The sequence below is a fragment of the Naumannella huperziae genome (assembly GCF_054073625.1).
The window spans coordinates 3,065,598-3,080,941 of record NZ_JBSXPH010000001.1 but is presented as its reverse complement, the minus strand read 5'-3'; the positions used below and the strand labels follow the sequence as shown (position 1 = coordinate 3,080,941).

The 15,344-nt window shown below is 71.4% G+C and carries 11 protein-coding genes and 1 other RNA gene; 8 read left to right on the top strand and 4 right to left on the bottom strand.

From position 1 onward, the window contains the following. The first annotated feature begins 2 nt into the window (after positions 1-2). Together ACXDC7_RS14695 and rnpB are read left to right on the top strand one after the other, a co-directional pair. Positions 3-1,433, top strand: coding sequence for an RNB domain-containing ribonuclease (locus tag ACXDC7_RS14695; RefSeq protein ID WP_459222571.1), 1,431 nt, complete (start codon positions 3-5; stop codon positions 1,431-1,433). 30 nt (positions 1,434-1,463) lie between these two features. Then, positions 1,464-1,807: RNase P RNA component class A (gene rnpB, locus ACXDC7_RS14690), an RNA gene on the top strand. A 150-nt stretch (positions 1,808-1,957) separates the two neighbouring features. Here the strand turns inward: rnpB and map are convergent. Further along, a complete protein-coding gene (gene map, locus ACXDC7_RS14685) occupies positions 1,958-2,773 on the bottom strand; it encodes a type I methionyl aminopeptidase (protein ID WP_459222848.1) in 816 nt (271 codons plus the stop codon). A 101-nt stretch (positions 2,774-2,874) separates the two neighbouring features. Here map and ACXDC7_RS14680 point away from each other — a divergent pair, with 101 nt between their 5' ends. From ACXDC7_RS14680 to ACXDC7_RS14665, 4 genes are all read left to right on the top strand, one after another. Continuing rightward, positions 2,875-3,087 (top strand): hypothetical protein, encoded by a 213-nt coding sequence (locus ACXDC7_RS14680; protein WP_179445727.1) that lies wholly within the window; start codon positions 2,875-2,877, stop codon positions 3,085-3,087. A gap of 22 nt (positions 3,088-3,109) precedes the next feature. Then, positions 3,110-5,185: an NAD(+) synthase gene (locus ACXDC7_RS14675; RefSeq protein ID WP_459222570.1), complete on the top strand. Its 2,076-nt coding sequence runs from the start codon at positions 3,110-3,112 to the stop codon at positions 5,183-5,185. Positions 5,186-5,424: 239 nt separating this feature from the next. Further along, entirely contained in the window at positions 5,425-6,339 is a 915-nt protein-coding gene (locus ACXDC7_RS14670) for a hypothetical protein (protein ID WP_459222569.1), read from the top strand. A gap of 183 nt (positions 6,340-6,522) precedes the next feature. After that, positions 6,523-7,860 (top strand): glutamine synthetase family protein, encoded by a 1,338-nt coding sequence (locus ACXDC7_RS14665; protein ID WP_459222568.1) that lies wholly within the window; start codon positions 6,523-6,525, stop codon positions 7,858-7,860. On the opposite strand, the gene ACXDC7_RS14660 is transcribed toward ACXDC7_RS14665, so the two are convergent. The 3 genes from ACXDC7_RS14660 to ACXDC7_RS14650 form a co-directional block, all read right to left on the bottom strand. Then, positions 7,806-8,522, bottom strand: coding sequence for a DUF3159 domain-containing protein (locus ACXDC7_RS14660; protein ID WP_459222567.1), 717 nt, complete (start codon positions 8,520-8,522; stop codon positions 7,806-7,808). The two genes, ACXDC7_RS14665 and ACXDC7_RS14660, sit on opposite strands and share 55 nt — an antisense overlap. Positions 8,523-8,577: 55 nt before the next feature. Next, complete coding sequence (locus ACXDC7_RS14655; protein ID WP_459222566.1) at positions 8,578-9,411, bottom strand: sterol carrier family protein; 834 nt, start codon at positions 9,409-9,411, stop codon at positions 8,578-8,580. 101 nt (positions 9,412-9,512) lie between these two features. Beyond that, complete coding sequence (locus ACXDC7_RS14650) at positions 9,513-10,517, bottom strand: 2-dehydropantoate 2-reductase (RefSeq protein WP_459222565.1); 1,005 nt, start codon at positions 10,515-10,517, stop codon at positions 9,513-9,515. Between the two features lie 49 nt (positions 10,518-10,566). Between ACXDC7_RS14650 and ACXDC7_RS14645 the strand changes: the two genes are divergently transcribed. Both ACXDC7_RS14645 and ACXDC7_RS14640 read left to right on the top strand, forming a co-directional pair. After that, positions 10,567-13,506 carry a bifunctional [glutamine synthetase] adenylyltransferase/[glutamine synthetase]-adenylyl-L-tyrosine phosphorylase gene (locus tag ACXDC7_RS14645; protein WP_459222564.1) on the top strand — a complete coding sequence of 980 codons (2,940 nt, stop codon included), beginning with the start codon at positions 10,567-10,569 and terminating at the stop codon, positions 13,504-13,506. A 5-nt stretch (positions 13,507-13,511) separates the two neighbouring features. Then, positions 13,512-15,335, top strand: coding sequence for a choline/carnitine O-acyltransferase (locus tag ACXDC7_RS14640; RefSeq protein WP_459222847.1), 1,824 nt, complete (start codon positions 13,512-13,514; stop codon positions 15,333-15,335). Positions 15,336-15,344: the final 9 nt, after the last annotated feature.

Sequence of the window (15,344 nt, the reverse complement as noted above, 5' to 3'; positions counted from 1 at the left end):
TCATGCCCGCACGCCCGATCATCGTTCCCGAGGACGTACCCGTCGAACTGGTCGAGGGGTTCGAGAAGCTGATGACCGAGGTCGGCGTCACCGACGACTTCCCCGACGAGGTGGAGCAGGCGGCAGAGCAGGCGTGCAGTGCCTCGCTACCGCTGTCCCCGCCGGACCTGACCGCGATCGAGTTCTTCGCGATCGACCCGCCGGGGGCCAAGGACATCGACCAGATCATGCACCTGTCGCGTGACGGCGACGGCTACCTGGTCCGTTACGGGATCGCGTGCGTGTCTGCCTTTGTCGAGCCCGGGGGACCGGTCGATGTCGAATCGCACCGACGCGGGCAGACCTATTACGCCCCGCACCGTCGCTTTCCGCTGTATCCGCCCGTGCTGTCCGAATCTGCCGCGAGCCTGCTGGCCGGGCAGACCCGGCCGGCGTTCGTCTGGCACATCCGGCTGGACGCGGCGGGCGAGGTGGTCGATGTCGATCTTGGTCGGGCGATGGTACGCAGCCGCGAGCAGCTCACCTATGACGATGCCCAGGCGCGGATCGACGACGGCAGCGCGAGCGAGTCGCTGATGCTGCTGCGCGAGATCGGCGAGAAGCGCCTCAAGATCGAGACCGAGCGTGGCGGTGTCTCGTTGAACCTGCCCGCGCAGGAGGTCGAGGTGGTCGACGGGCAGTGGACGTTGATCTTCCGCGCGGCCCTGCCGGTGGAGGACTGGAATGCCCAGATCTCCTTGCTGACGGGCATCTGCGCGGCGAAGCTGATGCTGCGGGCCAAGGTCGGCATCGTCCGCACCCTGCCCGCGGCCGACGAGCGTGCCCTGCGCCGGCTGCGCCGGGTGGCGCGCGCGATGGGCGTACCGTGGCCGGACGACATGGGTTATCCGGACTTCGTGCGCAGCCTGGACCCGGAGACGCCGAAGGGCGTGGCGATGATGTATGCCTGCACGTCGCTGTTCCGGGGCGCCGGCTACCTGTCCTTCGACGGCACCGTGCCGAAGGACAACGAGCACGCCGCGCTGGCCACGCCGTATGCCCACACCACGGCACCCCTGCGACGGCTCGTCGATCGCTACGTCCTGGAATGCTGTGCGGCGATCGTCGCCGGCGAGGAGGTGCCGGGATGGGTGCGCGAGGCCCTGCCCGAGTTGCCGGAGCAGATGACGGAGGCGGACCGGCGGGCCAAGCGCTTCGAGCGGGGCATCGTGGATCTGGTCGAGGTGCTGGTCCTGCACGATCGGATCGGGCAGTCCTTCCGCGGCACCATCGTCGACGTCGACGACCAGGACGGCGACCGGGGGAGCCTGCTGCTGGAGGACCCCGCCGTCGAGGCGCGGCTGGTCGGCAAGCGGCTGGAGGCCGGCGAGGAGGTCGACGCGACGCTCGAGTCCGCCAACATGGTGACGGGCAAGGTCGAGTTTCGGTCCTGAGCGGTTTGCCGCGCTAGAATCCGCCTTGGACGAGCCAGCCAGGTGGTCGCGGTGCGCATCGCGTACCGAGGAAAGTCCGGACTCCACAGAGCAGGGTGGTGGGTAACACCCACCCGGGGCGACCCGCGGGAAAGTGCCACAGAGAACAGACCGCCCCTGTGAGGGGGTAAGGGTGAAACGGCGGTGTAAGAGACCACCGGCATCCCGGGCGACCGGGATGGCCAGGCAAACCCCACCCGGAGCAAGACCAGACAGGCTGCGTTCGAGGGTTGCTCGCCCGAGCAGCCGGGTAGGTCGCACCAGGCGGTCGGCAACGGCCGTCGCAGATGGATGATCACCCGCGACAGAATCCGGCTTATCGGCTGGCTCGTCCCTTATCGACCACTCGCCGGGGTTGTGGTGGCGTGTTTCCGCCCGGGCCGCGCCGTTATCGACCGCTCGTCGGGGTTGTGGTGGCGTGTTTCCGCCCGGGCCGCGCCGTTATCGACCACTCGCCGGGCTTGTGGTGGCCTGCCCGACCCCGTTCACGGCAGCGTGAGGATCTCCGCGCCGTCCTCGGTGACGACGATGGTGTGCTCGAACTGCGCGCAGCGCGACCCGTCGGCCGTCACCACGGTCCACCCGTCGTCCCACAGCTCCCACTCGTGCGTACCGGTCGTGATCATCGGTTCGATCGTGAAGGTCATGCCCGGTCGCAGCACCGTGTCGTAGTAGCTCGCGTCGTAGTGCGGGATGATCAACCCGGAGTGGAAGGCGGTGTGCACCCCGTGTCCGGTGTAGTCGCGCACCACGCCGTAGCCGAAGCGGGCGGCGTACTTCTCGATCACCCGACCGATGACGTTCACCTGCCGGCCGGGCTTCACGGCCCGGATCGCGCGGACCAGCGCCTCCTCCGTGCGCTCGGACAACAACCGGGATTCCTCGTCGACCTGGCCGCAGAAGAAGGTGGCGCAGTTGTCGCCGTGCACGCCGTCCAGATAGGCGGTGAGATCGATCTTGACGATGTCCCCGTCGGCCAACGGCCGGGCGTCGGGGATGCCGTGGCAGATCACCTCGTTCACGGAGGTGCACAGGGACTTGGGAAATCCGCGATACCCGAGCGTGGAGGGGTACGCCCCGTGGTCCAGCAGGTAGTCGTGCCCGATCCGGTCCAGCTCGTCGGTGGTGACCCCGGGCGCGATCGCGGCCGCCGCCTCCCGCATGGCCCGCGCGGCGAGCCGCCCCGCCGCGCGCATCCGCTCGATCACCTCGGTCGACTGCACATCGCTGCCGGTGTAGGGCAGCGGCCGGTCCCGCCCGACATAGGGCGGTGCGGGGATGTCGCGGGGTACGCGCCGCATCGGCGAGACGGCGTGCGGGCGGACGGGGGCAGCGGTGGGCGACACGGCGCAGATCCTATGCGGCACAATCGCCACTGCAAGCGCCCGACGAGGAGGGAACCATGACCGACACCCCGCGCTCCGAAGCGGCCGGCGACGGCCCCTGGTACTACAACATCGTGACCAAGCAGATCGTGCCCGAGGGCGCCGACCGGGCCGAGAACCTGCTCGGCCCCTATCCGACGCGTGCCGACGCCGAGCGCGCCCTGGAGAAGGTGCAGGAGCGCAACGAGGCCTGGGACAACGATCCCAACTGGAACGACGACGCCGAATGAGGGCCCGGCCGGGCGCACGGTGATGCCAGATTCGATCCCGGACTCGCAGATGGACTTCGACTCCGCGCCGGCGCACGGGTTCGTGCGGGTGGCCGCCTGCGCGACCCCGACGGCGATCGCCGATCCGGCGAGCAATGCCGCGGTGATCATCGAGCAGGCGCGGTTGTGTCACGACGACGGGGCGCTGCTCGCGGTCTTCCCGGAACTGTCGCTGACCGGGTACGCCATCGACGACCTGCACCTGCAGGATCCGGTGCTGGACGCGGTCGGGGAGGCGATCTCCGCCGTCCGGGAGGCCAGCCGCAAGCTGCGCCCGGTGATCGTCATCGGGGCCGCGCTGCGGCACCGCAACCGGCTCTACAACTGCGCCGTGGTGCTGCATCGCGGCGAGATCCTCGGCGTGGTGCCGAAGTCCTATCTGCCCAACTACCGCGAGTTCTACGAGAAGCGGCACTTCGCGCCCGGCGATGATCAACGCGGCGGGACGATCGAGGTGGGCGGGGAGGTCGTGCCGTTCGGCGTCGATCTGCTGTTCGCGGCGGCCGATCTCGACGGATTCGTGATCAACATCGAGATCTGTGAGGACATGTGGGTTCCGGTGCCGCCCAGTTCGCTGGCCGCGCTCGCCGGGGCGACCGTGCTCGCCAACATGTCCGGCAGCCCGATCACCGTTGGCCGCGCCCGCGACCGGCACCTGCTGTGCCAGGCCCAGTCCGCGCGTACCCTGTCGGCCTATCTGTACGCCGCCACCGGCCAGGGCGAGTCGACCACCGACCTGTCCTGGGACGGCATGACGATGATCTATGAGTGTGGCGACCTGCTCGCCGAGACCGAGCGCTTTCCGGACGGCCCCCGGCGCAGCGTCGCCGATCTCGATCTTGACCGGATCCGCCAGGACCGGATCCGGGACGGCTCGATCGGCGACAATGCCCGCACCTGGGGGCTGGACCGCGACGACGACGCCGAGCTCGGCTACCGGACGATCGACTTCGTCGCCGACCCGCCGGCCGGCGACATCGGGCTGCGGCGGGAGGTGGCGCGTTTCCCGTTCGTGCCGAACGACCCGGCGCTGCTGGCCCAGGACTGCTACGAGGCGTACAACATCCAGGTGTCGGCGCTGGTCCAGCGGCTCAGCGCGATCGGTCAGCCCAAGATCGTGATCGGGGTGTCCGGCGGTCTGGACTCCACCCATGCGCTGATTGTCGCCGCGCGGGCGATGGACCAGCTCGGGCGGCCCCGCTCGGACATTCTCGCCTATACGATGCCCGGCTTTGCCACCAGTGACGAGACGAAGACGAATGCGACCGAGCTGGCGCACGCGCTCGGGGTCGAGTTCACCGAGCTGGACATCCGGCCGGCGGCCGAGCAGATGCTCGCCGATCTTGATCATCCGTATGCCTCCGGAGAGCCGGTCTACGACACCACCTTCGAGAACGTGCAGGCCGGGCTGCGCTATGACTACCTGTTCCGGATCGCGAACCACCGCGGCGGGATCGTGCTCGGCACCGGCGACATGTCGGAGCTGGCGCTCGGCTGGTGCACCTACGGCGTCGGCGATCAGATGTCGCACTACGGGGTGAATTCCGGCGTACCGAAGACTCTGATCCAGCACCTGATCCGCTGGGTCGTCGATGCGGACCTGTTCGGGCCCGACACCGGGACGATCCTGACCCGGATCCTCGATACCGAGATCAGCCCGGAACTGGTGCCCGGTGATCAACCGCAGTCCACCGAGGCGGCCATCGGGCCGTACGCGCTGCAGGACTTCACGCTGTACCACGTGCTGCGCTACGGATTCCGGCCGAGCAAGATCGCATTCCTGGCCAGGCATGCGTGGGCCGATGTCGATGCCGGCGCGTGGCCGCCGAACTTCCCCGATCCCAAGAAGATCGCCTACGACCTGCCGACGATCAGGCACTGGCTGGAGGTCTTTCTGAAGCGCTACTTCGCGTTCAGCCAGTTCAAGCGCTCGGCGATGCCGAACGGGCCGAAGGTGGTGGCCGGGGGTTCGCTGTCGCCGCGCGGCGACTGGCGCGCGCCGTCCGACGGCAATGCCCGGGCGTGGCTCGCGGACTGGGAGAGGATCCCGAAGGGCTGACCGGGGCGGCTGCGCGCGCCGCGTCGGTGGTTGCGCGCCACAAGTGACCACTGGTCAGGGCCAGAAGTGACCACTGGTCAGGGTCTGGGCCGGCCTCCGGCGCTCGTGCCCGCCGTTACCGACCACTCGCCCGAGAAGTGGCCAGGAAACGCGTCGGCCGCGGCCGAACTCGTTGTTGCCCTGTGGACAACCCCCGCTCGGGGGCGCGATCACCGCGCGCGGCACGGCAACGTTGCCGGATGCGATTCGACAACGGGCGGCCCTTCACCACGGCACAGTGGCTCGCGGCCGGGCGCAGGCGCACGCAGTTGCGGGGCCCGGCGTACCAACGCCTGTTCCACGGCTGCTACGTGGCGACCGGCACCGTGATCACGCCGAAGCTGCTCGCCCGCGCGGCGCTACTGGTACGCCCGAGCGCGGAGTTCGTCACCCACCACACCGCGGCGCGGCTGCTGGGGGCGATCGTCCCCGACACCTGCGAGACGCACGTCGGCGCGGTGGCGGGCGCGCGTTCGCGGCGCGAGGCGGTGGTGCAGCACCGGTACGCGACACGCCCCGCGACGGTGCGCCACGACGGGGTGAGGATGACGTCGCCGACGCAGACCTTCCTCGATCTGGCGGCCCGGCTCGACCTGGTCGACCTGGTGGTCCTCGGCGATTCGCTGGTACGCCGGCGCGGGATCGACCCGGCCCGGCTCGTCGAGGCGGCTCGGGACATGGGCCGTGGGCGTGGCGGGGTCAATGCGCGGCGCGCGGCCGCGCTGGTACGCCGCGGCGTGGACTCGCCCGGCGAGACGCGTCTTCGGCTGCTGCTCGTGCTCGCCGGCCTGCCCGAGCCCGAGATCAACATCGAGCTGCGCGACGCGCACGGCGCGGTCCGGCGCCGCCTCGATCTCGGCCACCGTGCCGAACGCCTCGCGCTGGAGTACGACGGTCGCCACCACATCGAGCGCGAACGGCAGTGGGAGGACGACATCACTCGACGCGAGGAGATCGGCGCCGATGGCTGGGAGTTCTTGATCTTCGTCGCCCGGGACCTGTCCGTCACGCCCGCGCACACCCTGCAGCGGGTGTGCGCGGGCATGCGCCGGCACGGGATGCGGGTCCCGCGGCTGCGCACCGAGTGGCAGCGGCACTTCCCAGGCCGCGGGTGATCGATGTGCGGGCGGTCGAGTGATCAGTTGCGCCGGAACCCGGGCGAGTGGTCGGTTTCGGCGTGAGGCGGCGCGAGATCCCGCGCGCCGGCCAGAACCCGGGCCCGGGGGCGCGGCGACCCACGCGGCGCGGCGATCCAACCTGTAACGCGACCGTTACACGGTGGCAGGCACACTGAGCGCATGGACAAGCAGACAGAGTTCGTCTTGCGGGCCATCGAGGAACGCGACATCCGCTTCGTCCGGCTCTGGTTCACCGACGTGCTCGGCTTCCTCAAGTCGGTGGCCATCGCCCCCGCGGAGTTGGAGGGCGCCTTCGCCGAGGGGATCGGCTTCGACGGCTCCGCGATCGAGGGCCTGGCGCGCGTACACGAGTCCGACATGGTCGCCCACCCGGACCCGACCACGTTCCAGGTGCTGCCCTGGCGCGGCGCCGAGGCCGGCACGGCCCGGATGTTCTGCGACATCAAGCTCCCCGACGGTTCGCCCAGCTATGCCGACCCGCGATTCGTGCTGAAGCGGGCGATGCGGAAGGCGGCCGATCTGGGCTTCTCCTTCTACACCCATCCCGAGATCGAGTTCTTCCTGCTTCGCGACGGGTTGATCCCCGGCCAGAGTCCGGAGCCGATCGACCGCGGCGGATTCTTCGACCACACGGTGACCGGCCCGGGCAGCGACTTCCGTCGTCAGGCGATCACGATCCTCGAGCAGATGGGCATCTCGGTCGAGTTCTCCCACCACGAGGGCGCGCCCGGCCAGCAGGAGATCGACCTGCGCTACGCCGACGGGTTGTCGATGGCCGACAACATCCAAACCTTTCGGGTGGTGGTACGCGAGGTCGCGCGCCTGCACGACATCCACGCGACCTTCATGCCGAAGCCGTTCAGCGAGTACCCCGGCTCCGGGATGCACACCCACATGTCGCTCTTTTCCGGCGACGAGAACGCCTTCTACGACGGCGCGGACGAGTTCCACATGTCGACGATCGCCCGGCAGTTCACCGCCGGCGTGCTCGCCCACTCGCGCGAGATCAGCGCCGTCACCAACCAGTTCGTCAACTCCTACAAGCGCCTCGCCGGGTTCACCGAGGCGCCGAGCTATGTCTGCTGGGGGCGAAACAACCGCTCGGCGCTGGTCCGGGTTCCCGGATACAAGCCGCAGAAGGGATCCTCGGCGCGGATCGAGGTACGCTCGATCGACTCCGCCGCCAACCCCTACCTGGCCTACGCCCTCGTCCTGCGCGCGGGGCTGGCGGGCATCGAGGGTGGCTACGAGTTGCCCCCGGAGGCCGAGGACGACGTCTGGTCACTGACCGACCGCGAGCGCCGGGCGCTGGGGATCGAGCCGCTGCCGCGCAATCTCGACGAGGCGGTCGGCCTGATGGAACGCTCCGAACTCGCCGCCGACACGCTCGGCGAGCACGTCTTCGACTTCTTCCTGCGCAACAAGCGGGCGGAGTTCGAGGACTACCGCTCCCGGGTCACCCCGTTCGAGCTGGAGCGGTTGCTCCCGGTCATCTGATCGCCCGCGGGCACCGGATGCCGCATGCCCGGGTGCCCCGGCGGCAGCGCGCGGCGCAGCACCCACCAACTGACCGCCAGGCAGGCGGCGACCAACGGCCAGGTCAGCACCAGCCGGGCGATGCCGAGCGCCACCGGAAGGTTGGCCAGCCACAGCGTCCCGAACACGAGCACCCGGACCGCGTACTGGCCGACCCAGACCCAGCTCGCCAACCGGTACGCGCGTGCCAGCGCCGGGTCGGACCGCCAGCGGCCACGCTGCCGCAGGACCAGACCGACGATGACGCCCAGCAGCGGCCGGCGGATCACGATGCTGGTCGCCCAGGCCAGGGCACTGGCGATGTTGCCGACGATCTGTAGCAAGAAGAAGTCGGCGGCCCGGCCGGTGCTCAGGGCGATCAGCGCGGCCACGGCGACCGCCAACACACCGAGCAGCACGGCGCGGGGCTTGCGGCCGCGGGCCAGCGCCCATGCGGCCAGAGCCGCCCCCACAACGATCGCCGCGACGGCCCCGACCGCAACCTCGCCGCCGCTCAGGCCCCAACCCGCGAGGAAGCCCGCGGTCGGCAGGCTCGCCTCCACGGCGGCCCGGCGCCCGCCGAGGATGCTCGCGAGTGAATCGTCGCCGGCAGCCGGAGTCGCGGGCTCGGTCGACGTGGTCACGCACCTAGGTTAGGTCGCCCTTAGCCGGTCCACCACTCGGGCCGGCCCACGCCGCTCAGATCAGCGGAAATGCCTCGGTCAGGTCCGAGCGGGTACCGCTGGCCCGGACCCGGTGGGCGGTGCGGGCCGCGGTGAAGGTGTCGCGGCCGGTGGCGATCCGGACGAAGGTTTCCGGATCGGTCTCCACCACATTCGGCGGGGTGCCGCGGGTGTGGGCGGGGCCGTCGGCGGGATCCAGCCCGATCTGGACTGCGGCATGCGGCGGGACGCGTACCTCGATCGACCGGCCGGGATAGCGGTCGGCGAGGATCTCGGTCAGACCGCGTACCGCGTCGGCGGCGGCCGCCCGCGACACCGGCACGGGCGGTGCCGTGGGCGCGGCCCGGCTCAGATCGCCCGCCGCCACCACCCACTCGATCACCCCGAGCCGCAGCAGGTCGGCGAGCAGCACCGGCGCCCGCGCTCCCTGCACGGCGTCCGGGAGGTCCGGTGCGGCGAGCCGATCGGTCAGCTCGGCGGTGGCCAGCCGCAACTGCGAGATCAGGCTGGCCACGGATTCGTTCTCGGCCAGCTCGGCGCGCAGTTCGACATCGCGGCTGCTGAAGCTGTGCGCGGCAAAGTCGGTGAACGGATTCGGCCGCTCGCTGGTCGGGTGGTCGATCGCCCGCGCGAGCCCAGCCTGGGCGATCACCAGTTGGGACAACACCGATCGCGAACCGTGCCGGGAACCGGTATCGGTCAGCTCGGTGCCGTGATCGTCGAGCCACGGCAGCGTTCGGTCGACCTGTTCGGACCAGGTCTGGATCTGCCGCTGCCGTCGTTGGGCGGCCGGGCGTGCGGCGGCGCGGGGGCGCTGCGTCCCCCGGTTGCCGCGTGCCGTCTCAGTCACATCATTGACGGTACGCCGTGCCGGGGATGGTCCAAGGACCGAAATGCAAGAGTCGGATGACGCGCAGGTGAATGGCGGGACAACTCACGGCTCGCCGGGCGTCACGCGACCAGGCCGTGGGCCCGCGCATGCGCCCGCGCCAGCCCGTGCAGCAGGTCGATGTTCGGCGTCGGCACCGAGTAGGCGGAGGCGATCTCGGTGACGATGGTGACCAGGGAGTCGAGCTCGACCGGTCGCCCCGCCTCGACATCCTGCAACATCGAGGTACGCACCGCGCCGAGCCGACGGGTGAGCGTGTGCCGCTGCTCGGGGTCGGTGTCGATCTCGATGCCCATCGCGGCCCCGACAGCGGCCGCCTCGCGCATGCAGGCCGTGGCAAATCCCCGCACCGCGGGGTCGTCGAGCAGCAGGTCAACGGTCGAGCCGGTGATCGCCGACAGCGGGTTCATCGTCAGATTGCCCCACAGCTTGAACCAGATCTCCTGCTCGATCGAATCGCTGCGCTCGGTCGCGAAGCCCGCGCGCGCGAACAGTTCGGCGGTGTGTGCGGTGAGCGGATCGTCGGCCGCCGCGCCGGGGCGCCCGATCACCAGCCGGTTGTCGGCGGTGCGGCTGATCAGGCCCGGTTCCGGGCGGCTGGCACTCAGGTGCACCACCGCACCGAGCACCCGGTCCGGGTCGACGAGGTCGCCGAGACCGTGGGGATCGAGACTGGGCAGCGCTGCCGGAGGCCGGGCGCGGCGGGCGAAGAACCACCACGGAACGCCGTTCATCGCCGAGACGACCGTGGTCTGCGGCCCGAGCAGCGCGGGCAGACCGGCCGCCACGTCGCCGAGCCCGGCCGCCTTGACCGCGATGATCACGATGTCCTGGGGCCCGAGTTCGGCGGGATCCTCGGTGACCGTGATCGGGTACGCCGTCACGGGCTGGTCCTCGGCCTCGATCAGGCGCACGCCGTCTCGGCGGATCGCTTCGAGATTTGCCCCGCGGCCGATCCCGCTGACCGCGGCGCCCGCACGGGCCAGCCGGGCGGCGAACAGCCCGCCGATCGCGCCGAGGCCGTGCACCGCCACCCGCGGGCCGCGATCGCCGTTCGCCAGATCCATGAGCGTGCACCCTACTCGCGCCCGTGCCGCCGCTGGCTAGCATCGACTCGTGACCCGACTGGACTCGCTGGAGGGCCGGCTGGCGCGCGTGGGGTTCGCGCGGCCGGACGAGGCGGCGCAGGTCGTCCGCGGGTGGCCGGCCCCGGCCCGCGAGGTCGGCGTCGATCAACTGGCGCGCGCGGCCGACCCCGACCGCGCGCTCGAATCGCTCGCGCGGCTGGTCGACGCCGATCCGGGCCTGCCCGCGCGGCTGGCCGGCGACCAGGACTTTGCCGCACGGCTGATCGCACTGGTCGGGGCAAGCGATGGCGCGGCGAATGACCTGGCTGCCGGCAATCCCGCGTCCGCCGCGCTGGTGGAGGATCCGGGCCCGCGCGATCGAGCCGGCTTCGAGCACGAGCTGACCGCGGCGGTCGCGGCGGCCGGGGCCGACCCCGGAGCGCGGGCCGAGGCGCTGCGGGTGGCGTACCGCACGGCGCAGTTGCGGATCGCGGCGCGTGATCTGGTTGCCGACGATCCCTTCGCCGTGGTCGAGCCCGTCGGGCGGGAGTTGGCCGATCTCGCCGACGCGACCGTCGCCGCCGCGCTGCAGCTCGCCCGCGACGAGGTCGGCCCGGAGGCCGAGCTGGTACGCCTCGGCGTGGTCGCCCTGGGCAAGACCGGCGGGCGGGAGCTGAACTATGTGAGCGATGTCGACGTGTTGTTCGTCGCCGAGCCGGCCCCCGACACCGACGGCGCGGCGGCGGTCGACACCCAGCGCGCGCTCGCCATCGGTTCGAAGATCGCGTCGGCGGTCATCGGCATCTGCTCGGCACACACGCGGGTCGGGCAGATCTTTCCGCTCGACGCCGCGCTGCGACCCGAGGGAAAGGCCGGCCCGCTGGTCCGGACCCTGGCCAGCCATCGCGCCTACTACGAGAAGTGGGCGAAGAACTGGGAGTTCCAGGCGATGCTGAAGGCTCGGCCGATGGCCGGCGATGCCGGGCTGGCCGGGGCCTTCACCGAGATGATCGCGCCGCTGGTCTGGGCCGCCGCCGAGCGGCCCGAGTTTCTCGCCGATCTGCGGGCGATGCGCCGTCGGGTGGTCGCCGAGATCCCGCCGCGGGAGGCCGATCGGGAGATCAAGCTCGGCGCCGGCGGGCTGCGCGATGTCGAGTTCACCGTGCAGTTGTTGCAGCTCGTGCACGGACGCGCCGACGACCGGATCCGCGCCCGCGGAACCCTGGCGGCGCTGGCCGAGCTGATCGAGCACGGGTATGTCGGCCGCAGCGACGGCACGAGCCTCGGTGAGGCGTACCGCTTCCTGCGCGCACTCGAGCACCGGGTGCAGCTTGTCGGGCTGCGTCGCACCCACCTCACGCCGGGCGATGTGTCGGGCTGGCGACGTGCCGGGCGCAGCCTCGGGCTCGCCGACCCGGCCGCCGAGGCGGAGAAGCGATGGCGCCAGACCCGGCGCACGGTGCTGGCGCTGCACCAGCGGATGTTCTACTCGCCGCTGCTGGAGGCCGTCGCCAGGATCCCCGCGGACGGTCTGCGGCTGACCCCGCAGGCCGCGGGCCAGCGACTGAAGGCGCTCGGCTACGACGATCCCGACGGCGCCCTGCGGCACATCGCCGCGCTCACCCGGGGCCTGTCGCGGAAGGCCGAGATCAACCGGCAGTTGTTGCCGGCGATGCTTGCCTGGTTCGCCGAGGCGCCGATTCCCGATCATGGTCTGCTTGCGTTCCGCCAGGTCTCGGAGGATCTGGGCGACGCGCCGTGGTTCCTCCGGGCGCTGCGCGACGAGGGGATGATGGGGCACCGGCTGGCGACGGTGCTGGCGTCCTCGCGCTATCTGCTCGGGCTGCTGCAGCGCGACCCCCAGGCGGTCCGGATCCTCGGCGACGATGCCGACCTGACGCCGCGGGACCGGCTGGAGCTGAACGCGGCGATGGAGCGCGCGGTCGCGGCCAAGGAGGGCGCGGGGCCGCGGGTGAACGCCGTGCGATCGGTACGCCGCCGCGAGCTCTTCCGGATCGGTGCGGCAGATGTGTTGGGCAGGTTGGACAGCGAGCAGGTGGCCGCGGCGCTGAGCGACCTGACCGCGGCGACGATCTACAACGCCTTGCTGGTGGTGCTCGAGGATCATCCCGGCGCTCCCGAGCTGGCGATCGTCGCGATGGGCCGCTGGGGCGGCCGGGAACTCTCCTATGCCTCGGACGCCGACGCGGTGGTGGTGATGCGGGATTCCGGTGAGGAGGCCACGCGCCATGCGGTGGCCGTGGTGTCCGAGCTGCGCACACTGCTGGCCGCCGCCGGCCCCGAACCGGGGCTGCAGATCGATCTCGATCTTCGACCCGACGGGAAGTCCGGGCCGCTGGTGCGATCGCTGGCGGCGTACCAGTCCTACTACGCCGGACGCTCGGAACCTTGGGAGGCCCAGGCCCTGATTCGGGCCGACACCGGAGCCGGCGGCGACGAGTTGGCCACCGAACTGTTGTCGATCATGGACGCCACCCGGTGGCCCGCGGGTGGGCTGGACGCCCGGGCGCTCGCCCAGATCCGCCGGCTCAAGGATCGGATGGAGACCGAGCGGCTGCCGCGCGGCGAGGAGCCGCGTCGCCATCTCAAGCTCGGCCCGGGCGGCCTGAGCGATGTGGAGTGGACGGTGCAGTTGATCCAGCTCCAGCACGCCCATCGGGTGCCCGGGCTGCGTACCCCATCCACGCTGCGCGCGCTCGCGGTGGCCGAGCAGGAGAAGTTGATCAACCCGGCCGACGCCGCGGTGCTGCGCGAGGCCTGGACGCTGGCCGGCACGCTGCGGAACAAGATCATGCTGGTGCGCGGCAAGAAGGCCGAGGTGCTGCCGAGCGACACCCGCGAGTTCGCCGCGGTCGCCGATCTGATGGGCGACGGCACCGGCGGCGCCAGTCACCTGGAGGAGCGCTGGTACCGCACCTCGCGGCGCGCCCGGCGGGTGACCGAGCGAATCTTCTACGGGGACGGGTGACGATCATGGTCGAGCCGATCGACCCGCTGCCCGGGCTCACCGCGCGTGAGCGCGACCTGCCGCGGCTGCCGCTGCCCGGCCTCGCGGCAACCGGCGAGGCATTCCTGCGGTGGTGCCGCCCGCTGGTCGACGACGCGGGGTACGCCGAGACCGAGCGCGCGGTGACGGCCTTCGTGGCGGGCCCCGGGCCGGCCCTGCAGCAGGTGTTGGGGGGGCGCGACGAGGACGCCGGGCGCGGCAGCTATCTGGACGATTTCTTCGCCGAGCGCTATTTCGCCCGCCGCTATCCCGGCGCGATGCACGCGAACTTCTTCCTCCGGTTGGGCCCCCGGGTGTTGCCCGCCGAGTCCGGCGGGGACGGTGACGGCGCGCAGGCCGGGCGCGCGGCCCGGCTGCTCGCCCGGACCGCCCGGCTGTATCGCGCGATCCGGGCCGACGAGCTGCCCGACCTCACCGTGCGCGGGCAGCGGGTGTCGATGCATCAGTGGCGCTACCTGTTCGGTGCCTGCCGGATCCCGCGGCCGGGCCGCGACACCGACCGGACGATCGGTGGCGCGGTCGATCCGGTGGACCCGTCGGTCCGCCATGTCGCCGTGCTGGCAGGCGGGGCGATCTTCACCCTCGACGTGCTCGACGACGCGGGCCGGGCGTACCCGCCGGAAGCGCTGGCACCCGCGCTGGCCGCGATCGCGGGGCAGGCGGCGGGCTCGCCGGAACCCGATCCGGTGGGCATCCTCGGCACCGGACCGCGCGATGACTGGGCCGCCGCCCGGGAGCGGCTGCTGGCCGCCCTGGGCAACGCCGAGGCGCTCGATGCGGTCGAGTCGGCGATCTGCTGCGTCTGTCTGGACGACGCGGCCGCCCCGGGTGATCTTGGTGCCGACGACGCACTGCTGTTCGGATCGGCCGCCAATCGCTGGTGGGACAAGCCGTGGTCGTGGATCGTGCTGCCGGACGGTCGGGCGGGCATCAACATCGAGCACAGCCGGCTGGACGGAACCACCGTGATCGCCGCGCTGGAGACCATGATCGATCTCGCGACCGACGATCCGGATCCCGGCCGTGGCTCGCCGGCACACCGGCGACTGACCTGGCGACTCGATGATCAACTGCGCGAGGAGATCGGGCGGGCCGCGGCCGAGTTCGCCGCCCTCGTGTCCGACACCGCCACCGTCGCGGTCGATCTCGACCTCGGGGCCGACGCGATCAAGGCGCTCGGGGTCTCCCCGGACGCGTTCGCCCAGTTGTCCTACCAGGTCGCCCACGCCCGGGCGCGCGGCGCGATCGCGCCGACCTATGAGTCGGTCAGCATGCGCGGCTACCGGCAGGGTCGGACGGAGGCGATGCGGGTGGTGACTCCGCACAGCGTCGCCCTCATCGAGGCGCTGGGCGATCCCGCGCGCGGGGGAGCCGAGCGGGCGACCGCGATCGGTGATGCGGCCGCCGCCCACGCGGCCCGGGCGAAGGAGTGCCAGGCCGGGCGCGCGCCGCAACAGCACCTGGAGGCATTGCAGCAGGTACGCAGGACCGACGGGCCGCGCATCGGCGTACCCGACGAACCGGAGCTGTACGCCTCCCCGGGCTGGCTCGCCCTGCGCGAGGAACGGCTGTCGACCAGTTCGGTGCCGTCGCGACTGATCGACGGGTTCGGTTTCGGACCGACCAATGACGACTGCATCGGGGTCGGCTACATCTTGTTGCCCGACCGCTGGCGGGTGTACCTGAGCGCGCGGGCGCGGATCGATGTCGCGGGCTTCGCCGAGCGGCTGACCGAGGCCGTCGCGGAGCTGCGCGGGCTGCTCGCCGCCCATCCGTCGGACGCGGGGTGAGGATGAGCC

What these genes read in the sequence shown, in the direction of transcription:
- ACXDC7_RS14650 (WP_459222565.1), bottom strand. Translation starts at nt 10,517, where the DNA reads ATGGATCTGGCGAACGGCGATCGCGGCCCGCGGGTGGCGGTGCACGGC.
- ACXDC7_RS14675 (WP_459222570.1), top strand. Translation starts at nt 3,110, where the DNA reads ATGCCAGATTCGATCCCGGACTCGCAGATGGACTTCGACTCCGCGCCG.
- ACXDC7_RS14695 (WP_459222571.1), top strand. Translation starts at nt 3, where the DNA reads ATGCCCGCACGCCCGATCATCGTTCCCGAGGACGTACCCGTCGAACTG.
- map (WP_459222848.1), bottom strand. Translation starts at nt 2,773, where the DNA reads ATGCGGCGCGTACCCCGCGACATCCCCGCACCGCCCTATGTCGGGCGG.
- ACXDC7_RS14680 (WP_179445727.1), top strand. Translation starts at nt 2,875, where the DNA reads ATGACCGACACCCCGCGCTCCGAAGCGGCCGGCGACGGCCCCTGGTAC.
- ACXDC7_RS14665 (WP_459222568.1), top strand. Translation starts at nt 6,523, where the DNA reads ATGGACAAGCAGACAGAGTTCGTCTTGCGGGCCATCGAGGAACGCGAC.
- ACXDC7_RS14640 (WP_459222847.1), top strand. Translation starts at nt 13,512, where the DNA reads ATGGTCGAGCCGATCGACCCGCTGCCCGGGCTCACCGCGCGTGAGCGC.
- ACXDC7_RS14670 (WP_459222569.1), top strand. Translation starts at nt 5,425, where the DNA reads ATGCGATTCGACAACGGGCGGCCCTTCACCACGGCACAGTGGCTCGCG.